We start from the raw sequence: 16,877 nt of genomic DNA on the forward strand, positions 1-16,877 counted from the left end.
GCTCGGCCTAGGAAGTGGGGGGCGGGTGCTCCACGGCGCCCGTCAGCCGGTGCAGCCGCAGCGCCAGCTGGATCTCCAGCGACCGCGCGGGCGACTGCCAGTCGGCGCCGAGCAGCCGCCCCACCCGCTCCAGCCGCTGCGCCACCGTGTTCACATGCACATGCAGTTCGTCCTTGGTGCGCGCCGGGCTCATCCCGCTGGCGAAGTACGCGTCGAGCGTGCGGACCAGCCCGGTGCCGCGCCGCGCGTCGTACTCCACGACCGCGCCGATGGTGCGCGTGACGAAGTCCCGCACCCGGGTGCCGTCCGGGGCGCCGTCCCGCGTACCGGCCAGCAGCAGGCCGAGGAAGCCGAAGTCCTCGGCGGCGGCCCCCTCACCGGCCCGGCCCAGCACCCGCAGCGCGGCCAGACAGCGCCGGGCCTCGGCGTACGAGGCGGCCACCTCGGCGGGGCGGGCGGCGGGCGCGGCGACGGGCGCGGAGGCGCCGACGGTGACGGGCGCGTGCACGGCGGCGCCCAGCTGCCGGGCGATGCGGCGGGCGAGGGCGTCGGCGCTGTCGCCGTCGGCGAGCGGCAGCAGCAGCACCGTGCCGCCGTCGCGCGCCGCGGCCAGGCCCTGCCGGGTGGCGGCCAGATGGGACGCGGCGGACCACAGGCGCTGCCGGTCGGCGGCGTCCTCGGCGGCGGGGGCGGGTTCGGCCGCGGGCTCGGCGCGGGGCGCGTCGATGCCCGCGGCGAGGACGACATGGGGCGCGTCCAGGTCCGCCCGCAGCCGCGCGGCACGCTCCCGCAGCAGCCGCGGCTCCCGGTCGGGCGCGTCGAGCAGATCGTCCAGCAGCTCGCCGCGCACCCGCTGTTCGGCCTCGCCCGCCGACCGGCGGGCGAGCTGGAGCAGTGAGGTGACCATCGCGGCGCGCTCCAGGGTGCGCTGGTCCACGGGGTCGAGCCGGGGGTGGCCGTGCAGGACGAGCGCGCCGAGGAGTTCGCCGCCCGCGGAGACGGCCGCGACCCAGTCCTCGCCGTGGCGTACGGCGTGGCCGTCGGCCCGCGACCGGTCCAGGGCGCCCGCGGGTGCCTCGTCGGCCTCCAGGAACTCCACTGATCCGCTCAGCACCTCGGCCACGGCGGCGGCGACGTCCTGCACCCCGCCACCGCGCAGCACCAGTTCGGTGAGCCGGTCGTGGACCTCGGAGGCGCGCTCGATGACACCGCTGCGGTCCCGGATGATCTCGTTGGCGGCCTCCAGTTCGGCCAGCGCCGTCCGGGTCTCGGCGAGCAGGTTGGCCGTGTCGATCGCGACGGCCGCGTGCGCGGCGAAGGAGGCGAGCAGGGCGATCTGTTCGCGTTCGAAGACGCGGACGCGGCGGTCGGCCGCGAACAGCACCCCGATGACGCCGCTGCCGAGCAGCAGCGGCACCCCGAGGATGGCGACCAGGCCCTCGTCGCTGACGCCCGCGTCGATGGTGCGGGTGTGCTGGAACCGGGGGTCGTCGAAGTAGCTGTCGGTCACATAGGGGCGCGCCGTCTGGGCGACGAGCCCGCCGAGCCCCTCCCCCATGCCGAGCCGCAGCTGCTGGAAGCGCGCCGAGACCGAACCGTCGGTGACCCTCATATAGGTGTCCCCGGCGGTCGGGTCGTTGAGGGTCAGATACGCGACCTCGGTGCCCAGCAGCGAGCGGGCGCGCTGCACGATGGCCTGGAGGACCGCGTCCAGATCGCGCAGCCCGGCGAGGTCGTGGGCGGTCTCGAAGAGCGCGGACAGCTCGGCCTCGCGCCGCCTGCGCCCCTCCAGTTCGCCGCGCACCCGCAGGGCGAGCAGCTTGGCGCGCTCCAGCGCGGCCAGCCGCTCGGCCGGGGCCCCCTCGGCGCGCGCCCGCAGACCGGGACGCTCGTACGCCTCGGCGGGCGCGCCGCGCGCGAGCAGTTCCAGGTACGGGGTCTCCGGCTGATCGTCGGTCATGGGCGTCGACATGGGCGTACTCCCGCCGGACGCGGCGCGGCCTGGTGAGCGGCCGGGCAGGGGGCCGTTCGGCCCCTCGTACGGTGGGCCGTTCGAGGGGCTGTCCAGGGAGCCGTTCAGTGGGCCGTCCATCCGCCGTCCATGCTGAGCGAGGCGCCGGTGATGAACGAGGAGTGCGGACCGCACAGATACGCCACGGCCTCCGCCACCTCCTCCGGCTCGACGAGCCGCTTGACCGCCGCGTCGGCCAGCAGCACCTCGGAGACGACGCGCTCCGCGGAGATGCCGTGCGCCGCGGCCTGGTCGGCGATCTGACGCTCGACCAGTGGAGTGCGTACATAGCCGGGGTTGACGCAGTTGGACGTCACCCCGTGGGGCGCGCCCTCCAGGGCGGCGACCTTGGAGAGCCCCTCCAGCCCGTGTTTGGCGGCCACATACGCGGACTTGTACGCGGAGGCGCGCAGCCCGTGCACGGAGGAGATGTTCACGATCCGCCCCCAGCCCCGCTCGTACATCCCCGGCAGGGCGCCGCGCACCAGCCGGAACGGGGCCTCCAGCATCACCGTGAGCACCCGCGAGAAGACCTCCGGCGGGAAGTCCTCGATGGGGCGGACGAGCTGGATCCCCGCGTTGTTGACGAGGATGTCGGCGCCCACGGCGGCCCGTTCGGCCGCGTCGAGGTCGGTCAGGTCCAGGGCGTACGCCTCGACGGTGCCCGTCGGGCGGGCCGTCCCTTCGGCCAACGCGACAAGGTCGGCCAGCCCCTCGGCGTCCATGTCGACCGCCCGTACCCGCGCCCCCGCGGCCGCCAGCCGCAGGCTGCACGCCCGCCCGATGCCCCCGGCGGCGCCGGTGACGACTGCGGTACGGCCGGCGAGACCGGCATCGGCGGGCCGGGGGGCGGAGCCCGGAACGTGGCCGGGCACGGGGGACGCGCTCATGAGCGGCACACTAGGCGGCGGCCGCGCCCGGACCGATGGGGGCGCGGCACACTCTTCACTCCGCCGGGATGGGTTCGAACCACGTCGGCCCCTCGCCGAGCGCCTGCTTGATCCGGATGAGCGAGAAGTCCTCCAGCTCCGGCAGCGCGTCGAGCGGGAACCAGCCCACGTCCAGCGACTCGTCGTCGTTCACCCGCGCCTCGCCGCTCACCGCGCGGCAGCGGAAGCAGACGTCCATGAACTGGCACTGGTCGTCGTTGGGGTACGTCACCGGCGCCAACGTCCGTACGAGCACGATGCGCTCCGGAACGCAGCGCACCGCGGTCTCCTCGTGCACCTCGCGCACCACCGCCGTGGCGGGCTGCTCGCCCGGTTCGGGGATGCCGCAGATGATCGCCCAGCGGCCGTTGTCGGCCCGACGGCCCAGCAGCACCCTGTCCTCGTCGTCGAAGACGACGGCGCTCACGCCCGGCAGGTAGAGGAGTTGATGGCCGATGGAGGCCCGCAGGCCGCGGATGAAGTCGGGGGTCGCCATGCGCCGAGGGTATCCGCCGGGCCCGAACCCGCGCCGGTGACCTGCGCCGGGCGCCCGTTCTGCGCGCTCGGGGTGCGTTTCACCACTGACACATCGTTTCTGCGCAACATATACACATATCTCGCCGCTGGCGCTACCGTTCCTGGTGCATGGCTCGCGACGCGACGTACCGTCGCTGCGCGATGCCCGTCACGACGGGGGGTCGACGGGATGACGTCATCTGCGCTGGAACCGGTCGTGAGGAATCACGACCAGGACCACGACAGCGATCACTACAGCCAGGCCCCGGGCAGTCTGCCCGACATCGCGGGCGTGGCGATCCTCGCTTCCTGCGCCCTCTGGGCGCTCATCTCCGCCATGGGGCGCACCGCGCGCCCCGAGGGGGTGCTGCTCGCCGTACTGGCCGTGGCCGCCGGGTACGCCTGCGGCCGCATCGCCGGGTCGCTCCTGCCGGTCGCCTGCGGGGCCGCCGCCGGGCTCGCGGGGCTCGGCCTGGCCCTGGCCACCCCCACCGGTCCGAGCGGCCACCAGGGGCTGGACGCGGCCCAGCTGACCCTGGCCACCGGCGCGGCCTGCTGCGCCGCGTGGGCCGCCCGGCGGCCCGCGCTCCGGCTCGCCCTGTGGCTGCTGGCCCTGACGATCACGCTCACCGCGGTGGTGAGCGGGCCGCCCGCGGGGTGGGCCGCGAGCGGCGCGGTCCTGCTGTGCTCCCTGTCCGCCGCCCGGCTGCGGCGGCGGCTCGCCGGACTGGCCGCCCTCGCGCTCGTCGCCGCGGTCGGCGTCGGCGGCTGCTGGGCGGTCGCGGCGGACGCGGTGCCCGGCGGTCTGCCGCGCCCGCTGCGGGCCCACCTCACCGAGCACCGCATCCGCATGTGGCAGGACGCGGCCCACCTCGCCGGGGCGAATCCGGTGCGCGGCGCCGGGCCGGACCGCTTCGCCGAGCTGAGCCCGGCGGCCGCGGAGTCGCCCGATCCGGACACCACGCCGCACTCCGCCCCACTCCAGCAGGCCGCCGGGCAGGGGCTGCCGGGGGTGGCGCTGCTGGGCGCGGCCTTCGCCTGGCTGCTGTACGCGCTGTGGCGCTCACCCCGGTCCACACCGGTCGTCCTGACGGCGGCGGCCGCGCTGACGGCCCTCGCCGTCGAGGCGTCACTGGGCAACGCGCTCAGCTTTCCGCAGGTGACGGCCGGGGCGGGCCTTCTGGCGGGCCTGGCGACGGCCCGCCCCCCAGAGGAACCCCTGCCCCGAACCGTCCCCTGACGCGGCGGGCCTCTCCCCCACCCCGCCCCTTCCCGAACCGGGGACACCCCGGCCCCCGCAGCTCCTCCGCCCCCGGGCAGACGGGGGCCCGGGGGTACCCCAGGGGCGAGGAAACAACCGCCGCACCGGTGCAGGCCCACCGCCGGTCGGACCGGCCTCGGCCGCACTCCCAACCCGACCACCCTGGGCACGGCACTCCGGGAAACCCCGGGAGGGGCCCAGGGGTATCCCCGGATTCGGGAAGGGGCGGGGTAGGGGAAACAACCGCAGCCACACCCGACAGGCGCACCACAGGACCGCCCCGGGCACGGCACTCCGCGAGGCCCCAGGACAGGGGGCCGGGGGATCCCCCGGATTCGGGAAGGGGCGGGCTGGGAGCCGCTAGACCTGGGACGTCCGCGTCGCGATGAGCCGCAGCCGGTCGCGAATGACCCGCACGGCCGCCTCCGCATCGTCCACCGTCACCGTGAAGATCCGGCCGTCCCCCAGCCGCAGCACCAACCCCTCACCGCGCCGCACGACCACGGCGGTGCCCTTGTCGGGGCGCCATCGGTAGCCCCAGCCGCCCCAGTGGCAGGGGGTGACGCGCGGGGCGACGTCGGCGTCGACCACGTCGCTGAGGGGGATGCGGCGGCGGGGCAGACCCATGTGGCCGCAGCGGACCTCGAGGCACTCCTCGTCGACCCGCACCGCCACATGGACGAAGGCGAGGGTGCCGAAGAGCATCAGCAGTCCGGCGGCGAGGCAGCCGATGACCGCCATCAGGAGCGGCGCGAGTCCGGTGGCCCAGGGGGAGGCGACGGCCAGGTCGATGCCGAGCGCCACGCACGCGGCGCCCACGGTCGCCAGCAGCCACTGCATCCGGTTGTGGGCATGACCGGTCCAGACCGCGGGCGTGCCCTGGCCCGGGGTCTGCGTGCCGTGGTTCTCGGAGTCCTCGGCGTGGGGCCTCATGTCTGGCAGGGTACTCACGTTCCGCTACCACGGCAGCCGACGGCGGCGTTTTGGCCGGTGGGAGGGGTTCGGGTCAGCCGCGCGCCGGGGTGGCGGGGGCCAGCAGGCCGCCCTCGGCGTAGGCGAGCGCGGCTTCCGGAAGCGTGGCCTCGCGGCCGCTGAGGATGACCGTGAGGGTGCCGCGGGCGGACCCGGCCGCGCCGGGCGGCAGGGAGGGTTCGGCGCCGATCCGGCGCAGGGCCTGCGCGGCGACGGCCCCGGCCGACCCGTGGAGGGCGATGGGCGGCGCACCGGCGGGCTGGACGGCGGCCCGGATGCGGTCGGCGACCAGCTCGTAGTGGGTGCAGCCGAGGACGACGGCCCGGACGTCGTCCGGGGTGCGGGCCGCGGCGGCAGCCACCGCGGCGTCGATCGCCGCGTCATCGACGTGCTGGACGGCGTCGGCGAGGCCGGGACAGGGCACGGCCGTCACCTCGACGCCGTCCGCGAAGTCACGGATCAGCTCGCGCTGGTACGGGCTGCCGGTGGTGGCGGGCGTGGCCCAGATCGCGATGGGCCCGCCGCCGGCCGCCGCGGGCTTGATCGCGGGGACGGTTCCGATGACCGGCAGCCCGGGCTCCAGTTCGGCCCGCACCGTGGGCAGGGCGTGGACGGAGGCGGTGTTGCAGGCGATGATCAGCGCGTCGGGCCGGTGTGCGGCGGCGGCGCGGGCGCAGGCCAGGGCGCGTTCGGTGACGTCCTCGGGAGTACGAGGCCCCCACGGCATGCCGTCGGGGTCGGAGGAGAGGACGAGATCGGCGTCGGGTCGAAGGCGGTGCATCGCGGCCGCGGTGGGCAGCAGGCCGAATCCGGAGTCCATTAGCGCGATCTTCACCCCGTCACTTTAATGGATCGGCCCCGACTCCTCGGCACCGCGGTGCGGGTTCGGGCAGACTGCGGCGGGTGAGCGCGCTGACGTGGATCGCCGCCGGGGCCTTGGTGGTGTGGCTGTGGCTGCTGCTGGGCCAGGGGTTCTTCTGGCGTACGGACGTCCGGCTGCCCCGGACCCCACCTGGTGAGCACGGGAATCCGTCCGGTGGGCACGGGCCCACGCCCGGCGAGGAGCCGGGCGACTGGCCCTCGGTGGCCATCGTGGTGCCCGCCCGGGACGAGGCCGCCGTCCTCCCCATGAGCCTGCCGTCGCTGCTCGCCCAGGACTATGCGGGACCGGCCGAGGTCTTCCTGATCGACGACGGCAGCTCCGACGGCACCGGAAAGCTGGCCCGTGAACTCGCCGACACCTACGGCGGGCTGCCGCTGACCGTCGGCTCGCCGGGCGAGCCGGAGCCCGGCTGGACCGGGAAGCTGTGGGCGGTGCGGCACGGCATCGCGCTCGCCAAGAGCGCCCACCAGGCCGAGTTTCTGCTGCTGACGGACGCCGACATCGCTCATGAGCCGGACTCGCTGCGGGAGTTGGTGCGGGCGGCCCGGGCCCACGGCCTGGACCTGGTGTCGCAGATGGCGCGGCTGCGGGTGACGACCGGCTGGGAGCGGCTGGTCGTCCCGGCGTTCGTGTACTTCTTCGCCCAGCTGTACCCGTTCCGTTGGGTCAACCGGCGCCGGGGACGCTGGGCGGCCGCCGCGGGCGGCTGCGTCCTGCTGCGCCGGGAGGCGGCCGAGCGGGCCGGGGTCCCGGAGGCCATCCGGCAGGCGGTCATCGACGACGTGGCGCTCGCCCGGGCGGTCAAGCGCTCCGGCGGGGCGATCTGGCTGGGCCTCGCCGACCGGGTGGACAGCGTGCGGCCGTATCCGGGGCTCGGCGAGCTGTGGCGGATGGTCTCGCGCAGCGCGTACGCCCAGCTGCGGCACAATCCGCTGCTGCTGGTGGGGACCGTCGCGGGGCTCGCGGTGGTGTACCTCGCGCCGCCCGTCGCGCTGTGCGCCGGCGCACTCACCGGGCGCCCGGCGCTGCTGGTGGCGGGCGCCGCCGCGTGGGCGCTGATGGCCGCCACGTACGTCCCGATGCTGCGCTACTACCGGCAGACCCTCTGGCTGGCCCCGCTGCTGCCGCTGACGGCGCTTCTGTATCTGCTGATGACGGTCGACTCGGCGGTGCGGCACTGGCGGGGGCGGGGCGCGGCCTGGAAGGGGCGCACCTACGCCCGCCCCAGCGCCGCGCCCGGCGAGTGAGGCACAGCCCTCACTTGCGCCCCGGGGTCCAGTTCATGCCCCAGCCGTACGCGTGGTCGAGGGTGCGCTGCGGGCTGACGCCGCGGTCCGGCACCAGATAGCGGGCCTCGCGCTGGACGACGAGGTCGCCGCCGTTGTTGGTGATGAGCGCGAGCGCGCAGACCGTGGACGGGACGGTGCACTCGTCGAGGGAGAAATCGACCGCCGCACCGAACTGTGGCTGAAGAGTGACGGTGGCGTGCAGGTTCGCGAAGCTGCGGGCACCTTCGTAGATGGTGACGAAGACGAGGATGCGGCGGAACGCGTCCTTGTGGTCGAGGTTGACGGTGAGGTTCTCACCGGACGACCGGGCGCCGGTCCGGTCGTCGGCGTCGAGGTGGATGAACGGCGGCTGGTGCAGCGACCCGAACGAGTTGCCGAGCGCCTGCACCACGCCCTTGCTGCCGTCGGCGAGTTCGAACAGGCAGCCCAGGTCGAGGTCGAGGTCGCCGTGCAGGGCCAGGGCCCTGCCGAGCTTCTGGCCCCACCCCTGGAACTGCTTGTGCACCTGCCAGTTGAGGTTGACCCGCAGGGCGCCGGAGGTGCCGCCCTGCTTGGTGAGCGAGACGGCGGGCGCCTCCTTGGTCAGCGTGACCTTGCTGAGGCTCACCGGAGCCCCCGCGGGCGCGGTGCCCGGCGCGGGCGGGGCGGCCGGGGGCGCGGGCGCGGTGCCCGGCACGGGCGGCGGGTACGGCGCGGCGGCGGCCCCGGGCGGCGGCGGGAAGGCGGCGGCCGGAGGCCCCGACGGCGGCGCCGGGGGCGCGGCGGGCGGTACGGGAGGCGCGGCCGGGGGCGCGGCGGCGGAGGCGGGGGCGGGCGCCTGCTGCGGTTCGTCGACGCTGATCCCGAAGTCGGTGGCGAGGCCCGCGAGCCCGCTGTCGTACCCCTGGCCGACCGCGCGGAACTTCCATCCGCCCTGCCTGCGGTACAGCTCGCCGAGGACGAACGCGGTCTCCACGGAGGCGTCCTCGCTGTCGAAGCGGGCGATCTCGGCGCCGCCGGACGCGTCGAGGACCCGGATGAACAGGCCGGGCACCCGGCCAAACGTTCCGCCGTCCGAGGAGGCGGCGAGCACCACGGTCTCGATCGCGGGCTCCACGCGGCCCAGATCGACCGCGAGGGCGTCGGTCACGGTGTCACCGATGGTTTGCTTGCCCTCGTGCCGTACGGCGCCCGAGGCGTGCACGGCCTGGTTGTAGAACACGAAGTCCGCGTCGGAGCGAACCTTTCCGGACACCAGCAGCAGCGCGGAGGCGTCCACGTCCGGCACTCCGGGGCCGGACCGCCAGCCGAGTTCGACCCGCACCGACCCTGCCGTGACCTGGATGTTGCTGCCTTTGCGCATCGCCATGCTGTCCCCCTGTCTTTCTGTTCGCTTCATTTTCTGGACGGGCATGTGACCCTCTGAAAACGCGCCCTTTACAGGATCTCAACGTACCCTGACGACCGTTTTTCCCGGGTTCCATCCGATTGGGGATCCACGACCGCTCCGAACACTGAAAACAACCCTCTTACCGGGCTCCCCAATCAGCACATGGTGGGCTTAACTTATGGTCTATGACCTCCCCCCGCAGCACCTACGGCGGCGGCTACTACTCCTCGCCGTCCTTCCCGGACACCCCCATCTACGACAGCCTTGTCGCCGAGCGGGGAACGCCTCAGATCGCACCCATCCGGGTGCCTTCCGCGTATGACAGCGGAAGTCACCTCCCGGCACTGCCCTCGGCGCTTCCCGCGCTTCCGGCCGCTCCCTCCCAGCAGACCCCGCCGCCCGGCTATCAGCAGCAGGCGCCGCAGCCCGGCGGCATGCAGCCGGGCGGGCTCCAGCAGGCGCCCTCCCCGTACATCCCGCCGCAGGCGGGCCCGCGCGGCTACCCGGGGGCGCAGCAGCAGCAGCGTCCGGCGGCGCCGAACGGGTACGAGGCGATGCGTCCGGCGATGCCGCGCCCCCAGGCGCCCCGCCCGGCGGCTCCCTCGCCGTCCCCGTACGACGACCCGTACGGCCGGCAGCAGCAGTATCCGGGGCGTCCCCAGCAGCCGGGGGGCGGCTACTGACCCCAGCGCACTCTCCGCGCACCCTTTCGCAAGCCTGCCGGGGCCCGGTGGTCCGACGTTCGGACCGCCGGGCCCCGGCTCGTGTTCACCCTGCGGACCTCTGGTCTGTCGGACCCTGGTGGCAGGATGTTCCGCATGGTCAACCCGGAGCTGAGCGCCCTGCACGTCTACCCCGTCAAGTCCGTCGCGGGGTTGGCGCCCGGTGCCGCGGTCGTGGAGCCGTGGGGGCTGGCCGGTGACCGCAGATGGATGGTCGTCGAGCCGGACGGGCGCTATGTGACCCAGCGCCAGCAGCCGCGGCTGGCGCTCGCCTCGGCCGAGTCGCTGCCGGACGGTGGCATCCGGCTGAGCGCCGAGGGCCGTGAGCCGCTGACCGTGGCCGCACCCGGGCCGGGGGACCCGTCGGTGCCGCCGCCGGTCGCCTTCCCCGCGAAGCTGGCGCGGACGGAGGTCGAGGTGGTGTCGGCGGGCGCCGACGCCGATGCGTGGTTCAGCGACTTCCTGGGCACCGAGGTGCGGCTGGTCCACCTCGACGACCCGGCGCGGCGGCCCCTGACCCCGGAGTACGCGCGCGGCGGGGAGACCGTGAGCCTCGCCGACGAGTTTCCGCTGCTGCTCACGACCACCGCGTCGCTGCACGCGCTCAACTCGCTCATCGCCCAGGGTGACCACCCCGACGAGGGCCCCTTGCCGATGAACCGCTTCCGGCCGAACGTCGTGATCGACGGCACCGCGCCATGGGCCGAGGACGACTGGCGGCGGATAAGGATCGGTGAGGTCGTCTTCCGGGTGCCCAAGCCGTGCTCCCGCTGTGTGATCACCACGACGGACCAGAGCACCGGCGAGCGCGGCAAGGAGCCGCTGCGGACGCTGGCGCGGCACCGGCGGGTGGGGGACGCCCTGCTCTTCGGGCAGAACATGGTGCCGGAGGGCACGGGCACGCTGCGGCTGGGCGACCCGGTCGAGATCCTGGAGTAGCCCCCCGACGGGCATCGCGGCGGGATCGCCACGGCACGGTGGCGGGCGCCACCCGGGCGCGCCGTGCGGCGGCCCATATGGCCCCGGGCCAGGGGCCGTTCGGCCCTCCCCCGCCGGGGCGGGGGGCGGGATGCTGGGGCGGGCGGTGTGAGCCGGTTGACCACGGGGCGGCCGGGCTCTCACCCCACTGCGGTGATGAGCCTCCATGATCGGCCGGCCCCGTTCGGCGTGGGGTGCGGGGCCGGATGGGGAGCCGGCCTCGTGCCCCCCGCGACCTAGGGGGTGTCTCGCCGATCATGCCGGGCTCCCGACGCCTCACTGCCCCGTCTCGCGCTCCCTGATCCGCTCGGCGATCACCGCGGCCTGGATCCGCCGCCCGACGCCCAGCTTGGACAGGATCGAGGAGATCCGGTTCTTGACGGTCTTCTCGGCGAGGAACAGCCGCTCGGCGATCTGCCGGTTGGTCAGCCCGTCCCCGATCAGCTCCAGGATCTCCCGTTCGCGCGGGGACAGCCGCTCCAGCTCGTCGGGCGTGCTGGGCTGGGGGCCGCGGAGCCGGGCCATGACGCGGGCGGTCGCGCCCGGGTCGAGCATGGACCGCCCGCCCGCGACGGTGCGTACGGCGGACACCAGGTCGGAGCCGTTGATCTGCTTGAGCACGTAGCCCGCTGCCCCGGCCATGATGGCGTCGAAGAGCGCCTCGTCGTCGTCGAAGGACGTGAGCATCAGGCAGGCCAGCCCCGGCAGCCGGGTCCGCAACTCCCGGCAGACCGCGATCCCTTCGTGGTCGGCGTTCTCCCCCGCCCCGCCCAGCCGTACGTCGAGCACCGCCACGCGGGGCCGTACGGCGGGGGCGCGGGCGATGGCCTCGCGGGCGCTCGCCGCCTCGCCGACGACCGTGAGGTCGGGCTCCGCGTCCAGCAGGTCGCGCAAGCCCCGTCGCACCACCTCGTGGTCGTCGAGCAGGAAGACCCCGATGGGCTCGGCGGGAGGGTCGACTCCCCCCGCATCGGCGGTGTCGGCTGTCTCGGGCACTGCCCTCTCCTCCGTAGCGCGCGGGGCGCCGGTCGTGATCCGGTTGCCCACTCTTACGTCCTGCCGCGCGGAGGCGGAAGGGGCCATTCGGCCCTCGGGTGCGCCGCTCCGCGATCAGCGGTGCCGACGATACGCAGTCCGGCCCGCCCGGCGGCGTCAGCGCGCGGTTCCCGTCCCGATCAAGGGGACGGCAGGGGGACGGTCAGGACGGCAGGGGAGGATCAGGGGGACATGCCGCCCGCGTACGGCCCGTACAGGTCCAGCAGACGGCTGCGGGCGGCCTGGAGGCGGCGCCCGATCACCTGTGCGCAGGCCAGCGCGAGCGAGTAGCCCAGCTCCGTGTCGTCGTCGCACAGCCTGCGCACGGCCTCCGCGTCGAACTCGTACGCGCGCACCGGGCTGAGCGCCTCCGCGCCCAGGTGCCAGGTGTCCGGCGGGAACAGCCATGACCAGCCGATCAGCTCGCCGGGGCCCAGGGTCTCGATCACCGCGGCCCGGCGGCCCGGGACCCGCAGGTCGAGGGTGACGGCACCGGTGCGGATGACCCAGAAGCGGTCGGCCTTCCGGCCCTCCTCGAAGATGCGGCCGCCGGAGGGGAAGGACACGTCGTGGGCGAGCGCCATCAGCCGCTCGCGGTGCTCGGTCTTCAGTGCGCCCAGAAGTCCCATCATGGCCTCACTCTGCCGTCTCCTCCCCCGCCTCGCCCCTCGGCGGTGACCGTGCGTGCGAGCGGCCGTCGATCCAAAGCGATACGCCGATGAGCGCGTACCGACTCTCCTTTAGTCATTTCCCGTCGAGTTGCCGTTATGACACGTCATTTGTGGTCACGCCTCCCGATGGCGCCCCGCACCCCATACCCTCGGCTCCTTCACCGACCCTGATGTCGCTCGCCCTCGTCACACGGGAGGCCCTGGTGCCAGCCGACTCTCTCCGTCGGTCCGCCAACCGAGCCGGAGCACACCTGGAACATCTGCTGCACCGCCGCTTCACCGCCGGCGAGCTGCCGCGGCTGCGCGTGCTCGTGGAGGAGTGCGCCGCCTGGGCCGGGCTCAGCGAGGCCCGCCGCGGGGACTTCGTCCTCGCCGTCGACGAAATCGCCAGCAACGCGATCGAACACGCGGGCGGCACGGGCTCCCTGCTGCTGCGGCGGGTGGGCGACGAGCTGGAGTGCCGGATCAGCGACTCCGGCCCCGGCTTCTCCGAGGACGTCATCCCGCAGATCCTGCCCGGGCTGGACGGCGCGACCAGCGGCCGCGGGCTGTGGCTGACCCGCCTGGTCACCGACCGGCTGGTGATCAGCGCCGGGGCCATGGGCGCCGTCGTGACGCTCGCCATGCGGCTGCGTTAGCCGGCCGTTACTCCTGGTGCCCCGATACCGCGTCACGGCCGCCGCTTCGACGGGACAATGAGCGGGAATACAGCCAGGTGCCGACAGGAGAGGCGGTGGGCACGGTGGAGCTTCCCGTGGTCGTCGGGGTCGACGGTTCGGACGCCGCCTCCGACGCTCTGGACTGGGCCGCCGCGATGGCGGCCCGGCGGCGGCTCCCCCTGCGCATCGTGCACGCCTCCCTGTGGGAGCGGTACGAGGGCTACGTCTCCGCCACGGCCGCCGACCGTCCCACCGAGCGCCTGCACAGCGAGACCGTGCTGGCCACCGCCGCCGAGCGGGCCGGGCGGCGTGCCCCCGCGCTGAAGGTGATGACCGATCTGGCGGCCGACGACCCCGTGACCGCCCTGCTGCGCGCCGGGCAGAGCGCGGAGGCGGTGGTCGTCGGGTCGCGCGGGCGCGGCGAGTTCGCGTCCCTGCTGCTGGGCTCGGTCGGGCTGGGCATCGCGGCGCGCGCGACCTGCCCGGTGATCGTCGTCCGCGGCCGCCCGGAGGGCGGGTACGGCCGGATGAACCGCGTCGCGGTGGGCATCGCCGAACGCGAGCGCCCGGGTGACCACGAACACCCCTCGCCCTCCCCCGCCGTCGCCTTCGCGCTCCGGGAGGCCCGGCTGCTGGGCTGCGAGCTGGAGGCGGTGCACGCCTGGCGCTGCGCGGGACCGGACGACCACGGGCCGCACGAGGACCACGCCCGGCACGCCGCCGAGCTGCTGGACGAGGCGCTGGGCGGGGTGACGGAGATGGCGCGACCGCCCGTACCGGTGGCCTACCGCGCGGTCGAGGGCCCGGCCCGCAAGGCGCTGCTGGACGCGTCGGACCAGGCCGGCCTGCTGGTGGTGGGCGCCCGGCGGCGGCAGGGTCACTTCGGGATGCAACTGGGCCTGGTCAACCACGCCGTGCTGCACCACGCGCGCTGCCCGGTGGCGGTGATCCCGCAGCCCTGACGGCTCCTCCGCCTCGATATCCTGTGTCCCGGGGCGGCGACGAGGGGGTTTCAGGTGTCTGGGGGTCAGGGGCGTCATCCTGCTCTGCCTCAACTCCGGCTGGATCAGCTTCTCGACGAGCTACAGGCGCGGCTGGATGCCGCCCGGTCCACGCAGGGGCGGATGCACAGCCTGCTGGAGGCGGTGCTGAGCGTGGGCCGCGAGCTGGATCTGGAGCAGGTGCTGCGGCGGATCGTGGAGTCGGCGGTGGTGCTGGCGGACGCGCAGTACGGGGCGCTGGGCGTGGTCGACAGCAACCGGCTGTCGCAGTTCCTGCCGGTGGGCATATCGGAGGATCTCGCGCGGCGGATCGGCCCGCTGCCGAGCGGCCACGGTCTGCTGGGCGAGCTGATCCGCCATCCGCAGCCGCTGCGGCTGACCGATCTGTCCGAGCATCCGGCGAGCCATGGCTTCCCGGAGGACCATCCGCCGATGCGCTCATTCCTGGGGGTGCCGATCCGGGTCCGGGATCAGGTGTTCGGCAATCTGTACCTCACGGAGAAGCGCGGTGGCGCCCAGTTCGACCCCGACGACGAGGCGGTGCTGACCACCCTGTCGGTCGCCGCCGGGGTGGCCATCGACAACGCCCGGCTGTACCACGAGAGCCGCCGTCGCGAGCAGTGGCTGGAGGCGCTGGGGGTGATCACCCGCACGCTGCTGGCGGGCACTCCGGCGGCCGAGGTGCTGAGCCTGATCGCCCGGCTGGCCCTCCAGGTCTCGCTGGCCGATTCCGCGGCCATCCTGCTGCCCGCCGCGGGCACGGACAGCCTGATGGTGGAGGTCGCGGAGGGCCACGACGCGGAGCGCATCAGCGGTCTGGTGGTGCCCTCCGACGGTTCGCTGGCCGGGCTCGCGGTGCGCACCGGACGGCCCGCGGTGGCGAGCGACGTACGGACCGACGCCCGGGCGCGGGCCTGGCCGCTGCCGGACCAGGAGAGCGAGTTCGGCCCGCTGGTGGCCGTACCGCTGGTCGCCCACGAGCGGTCCTCCGGGGCGCTGCGGCTGTGCCGGCTGGCGGGGCGGCCCGCGTTCGACGACCACGAGGTGGAGCTGCTGTCGGGCTTCGCCGCGCAGGCGGCGCTCGCGCTCGAACTGGCCCGGCACCGTGCCGAGTCCGAGCATCTGGCGCTGCTGCACGACCGCGACCGGATCGCCCGTGACCTGCACGATCTGGCGATTCAGCGGCTGTTCGCGACGGGGCTGACGCTCCAGAGCGCGAGCCGGCTGATCGACCATCCGGAGGCGGGTGAGCGGGTCGGCCGGGCGGTGGACGACCTGGACGAGACGATAAAGATCATCCGTTCGACGATCTTCGCGCTGCGGGCGGTCGGGGACGAGGACGGCGAACCGGCCACCTTGCGGAGGCGGCTGGTGAAGGCCGTACGGTCGGCATCGGACACCCTGGGCTTCACGCCGTCGCTGCTGATGGACGGACCGGTCGACACCGATGTGCCGGACGAGACCGGTGATCAGGCGCTTGCGGTGCTCGCCGAGGCGCTCAGCAACACCGTCCGGCACGCACAGGCCCAGCGGGTGGACGTGCGGTTCACGGTCGGCGCCGACGTCGTGCTCACGGTCACCGACAATGGGGTGGGCATCGGCGACGCGGCCCCCAGCGGCGGGCTGGTCAACATGCGGTCGCGGGCCGAGCTGCTCGGCGGCACGCTGACCATCGAAACCCCCGAGGCGGGCGGCACCCGGGTGGTGTGGCGCGTCCCACGAACCCCCGACGGCCCCGCGCGCGCGACCAAAGGGCTCAGCCCGTGATATGGCTCTCTCTTCTCCGAATTCGCGCATATCCGGCCTCCCATGCGGTATCCACGAACGGGGAAGGGGACTGTCGAAAGACGTGCGGATGATGCGAATGATCAAGGGCTTGTGGCGTTGGCGGCGGAACCCGCTGCGCCGTAAGACCGACCTGGCAGAGGCGTGGGCGGCACTGGTCGCCGCCGTACTGATCCTGCTCACGGCCCCGGCCACGGGCTGGGCAGCGGGTTCCCTGGCGCACGGTGCGCTGGCGAGAACCGCGCAGGAGCAGCGCGCCGAACGCCATCTGGTGGCAGCGACCGTGGTCAAGGTGCTGCCGCAGCCCCCCATAGACTCCGACCCCGAGACCGCCTCCGCGCGCGACGCCCAGCGCCGGGTGCTCGCCCAGTGGACGGGCCCGGACGGCAGCAGGCACGAGGGCACGCTCGGCGCCCGCCCGAGCGCCGACCCGGGCGAGACGTTCCGTATCTGGACGGACGACCAGGGCCGGCTGAGGCCCCGTCCGCTGGACTCGGCCACCGCGGCCACCCACGCCGCGCTGGCGGGGATCGGCGCGGGCGCGGCGACGGCGGGGCTGGTCGACGGCGCCCGGCGGCTGGTCGTATGGCGTCTCATGCGCCGTCGTTACGCCCAGTGGGACATCGCGTGGGAGCGGGCTCGCCAGGATTGGGGCCGGGCCGACGCGGACAGCTGACGCGGACAGTAACGTGGACCGGGTATTGCCCCGGTACGTTCCTTGTCACCAGGACACCTTGTGCACCGGGCTTCCGGGCAGGTCAACTCGGCGTGCCGCGCGCACGCTACGGTGGGGCCT

Annotated in this window: 16 protein-coding genes; 8 read left to right on the forward strand and 8 right to left on the reverse strand. The window is 74.4% G+C overall.

The features are described 5' to 3' along the window. Nucleotides 1-7: 7 nt before the first annotated feature. The 3 genes from HYQ63_RS06325 to HYQ63_RS06335 all read right to left on the reverse strand — a co-directional run bounded on the left by HYQ63_RS06325 (nt 8) and on the right by HYQ63_RS06335 (nt 3,436). On the reverse strand, nt 8-1,972 hold the full coding sequence (locus HYQ63_RS06325) for a GAF domain-containing protein (protein ID WP_179932930.1): 1,965 nt from the start codon (nt 1,970-1,972) through the stop codon (nt 8-10). A gap of 104 nt (nt 1,973-2,076) precedes the next feature. Beyond that, nucleotides 2,077-2,901, reverse strand: a complete 825-nt coding sequence (locus HYQ63_RS06330; protein WP_179932932.1) for a 3-hydroxybutyrate dehydrogenase — start codon at nt 2,899-2,901, stop codon at nt 2,077-2,079. Between the two features lie 55 nt (nt 2,902-2,956). Next, nucleotides 2,957-3,436 (reverse strand): NUDIX domain-containing protein, encoded by a 480-nt coding sequence (locus tag HYQ63_RS06335; RefSeq protein WP_179932934.1) that lies wholly within the window; start codon nt 3,434-3,436, stop codon nt 2,957-2,959. A gap of 237 nt (nt 3,437-3,673) precedes the next feature. Here HYQ63_RS06335 and HYQ63_RS06340 point away from each other — a divergent pair, with 237 nt between their 5' ends. Continuing rightward, complete coding sequence (locus HYQ63_RS06340; protein ID WP_373689035.1) at nt 3,674-4,696, forward strand: O-antigen ligase family protein; 1,023 nt, start codon at nt 3,674-3,676, stop codon at nt 4,694-4,696. A 381-nt stretch (nt 4,697-5,077) separates the two neighbouring features. Here the strand turns inward: HYQ63_RS06340 and HYQ63_RS06345 are convergent, their stop codons facing one another. Then, a complete protein-coding gene (locus HYQ63_RS06345) occupies nt 5,078-5,650 on the reverse strand; it encodes a hypothetical protein (protein WP_179932936.1) in 573 nt (190 codons plus the stop codon). Between the two features lie 73 nt (nt 5,651-5,723). Next, nucleotides 5,724-6,524 (reverse strand): glutamate racemase, encoded by an 801-nt coding sequence (locus tag HYQ63_RS06350; RefSeq protein ID WP_179932938.1) that lies wholly within the window; start codon nt 6,522-6,524, stop codon nt 5,724-5,726. Nucleotides 6,525-6,592: 68 nt separating this feature from the next. Between HYQ63_RS06350 and HYQ63_RS06355 the strand changes: the two genes are divergently transcribed. Continuing rightward, nucleotides 6,593-7,819 carry a glycosyltransferase gene (locus HYQ63_RS06355; protein ID WP_179932940.1) on the forward strand — a complete coding sequence of 409 codons (1,227 nt, stop codon included), beginning with the start codon at nt 6,593-6,595 and terminating at the stop codon, nt 7,817-7,819. Between the two features lie 10 nt (nt 7,820-7,829). Here HYQ63_RS06355 and HYQ63_RS06360 read toward each other — a convergent pair whose 3' ends face one another. Beyond that, nucleotides 7,830-9,203, reverse strand: a complete 1,374-nt coding sequence (locus HYQ63_RS06360; protein WP_179939801.1) for a TerD family protein — start codon at nt 9,201-9,203, stop codon at nt 7,830-7,832. 212 nt (nt 9,204-9,415) lie between these two features. On the opposite strand from HYQ63_RS06360, the gene HYQ63_RS06365 reads away from it, so the two are divergent. Both HYQ63_RS06365 and HYQ63_RS06370 read left to right on the forward strand, forming a co-directional pair. Continuing rightward, complete coding sequence (locus HYQ63_RS06365) at nt 9,416-9,913, forward strand: DUF6643 family protein (protein ID WP_179932942.1); 498 nt, start codon at nt 9,416-9,418, stop codon at nt 9,911-9,913. Nucleotides 9,914-10,048: 135 nt separating this feature from the next. After that, nucleotides 10,049-10,891, forward strand: a complete 843-nt coding sequence (locus HYQ63_RS06370) for an MOSC domain-containing protein (RefSeq protein WP_179932944.1) — start codon at nt 10,049-10,051, stop codon at nt 10,889-10,891. Nucleotides 10,892-11,206: 315 nt separating this feature from the next. Here the strand turns inward: HYQ63_RS06370 and HYQ63_RS06375 are convergent, their stop codons facing one another. Then, nucleotides 11,207-11,926 (reverse strand): response regulator transcription factor, encoded by a 720-nt coding sequence (locus HYQ63_RS06375; protein WP_257231665.1) that lies wholly within the window; start codon nt 11,924-11,926, stop codon nt 11,207-11,209. A gap of 221 nt (nt 11,927-12,147) precedes the next feature. Beyond that, a complete protein-coding gene (locus tag HYQ63_RS06380; RefSeq protein ID WP_179932945.1) occupies nt 12,148-12,597 on the reverse strand; it encodes a cyclic nucleotide-binding domain-containing protein in 450 nt (149 codons plus the stop codon). 209 nt (nt 12,598-12,806) lie between these two features. Between HYQ63_RS06380 and HYQ63_RS06385 the strand changes: the two genes are divergently transcribed. From HYQ63_RS06385 to HYQ63_RS06400, 4 genes are all read left to right on the forward strand, one after another. Further along, a complete protein-coding gene (locus HYQ63_RS06385; protein WP_257231666.1) occupies nt 12,807-13,274 on the forward strand; it encodes an ATP-binding protein in 468 nt (155 codons plus the stop codon). Between the two features lie 95 nt (nt 13,275-13,369). Next, on the forward strand, nt 13,370-14,257 hold the full coding sequence (locus HYQ63_RS06390; protein ID WP_179932946.1) for a universal stress protein: 888 nt from the start codon (nt 13,370-13,372) through the stop codon (nt 14,255-14,257). A gap of 162 nt (nt 14,258-14,419) precedes the next feature. Beyond that, entirely contained in the window at nt 14,420-16,063 is a 1,644-nt protein-coding gene (locus HYQ63_RS06395; RefSeq protein ID WP_257231667.1) for a GAF domain-containing sensor histidine kinase, read from the forward strand. Between the two features lie 91 nt (nt 16,064-16,154). After that, on the forward strand, nt 16,155-16,757 hold the full coding sequence (locus HYQ63_RS06400; RefSeq protein WP_179939805.1) for a hypothetical protein: 603 nt from the start codon (nt 16,155-16,157) through the stop codon (nt 16,755-16,757). The last annotated feature ends 120 nt before the right edge of the window (nt 16,758-16,877 follow it).

Source organism: Streptomyces sp. Rer75 (assembly GCF_013414305.1).
Taxonomy (GTDB): domain Bacteria; phylum Actinomycetota; class Actinomycetes; order Streptomycetales; family Streptomycetaceae; genus Streptomyces; species Streptomyces himastatinicus.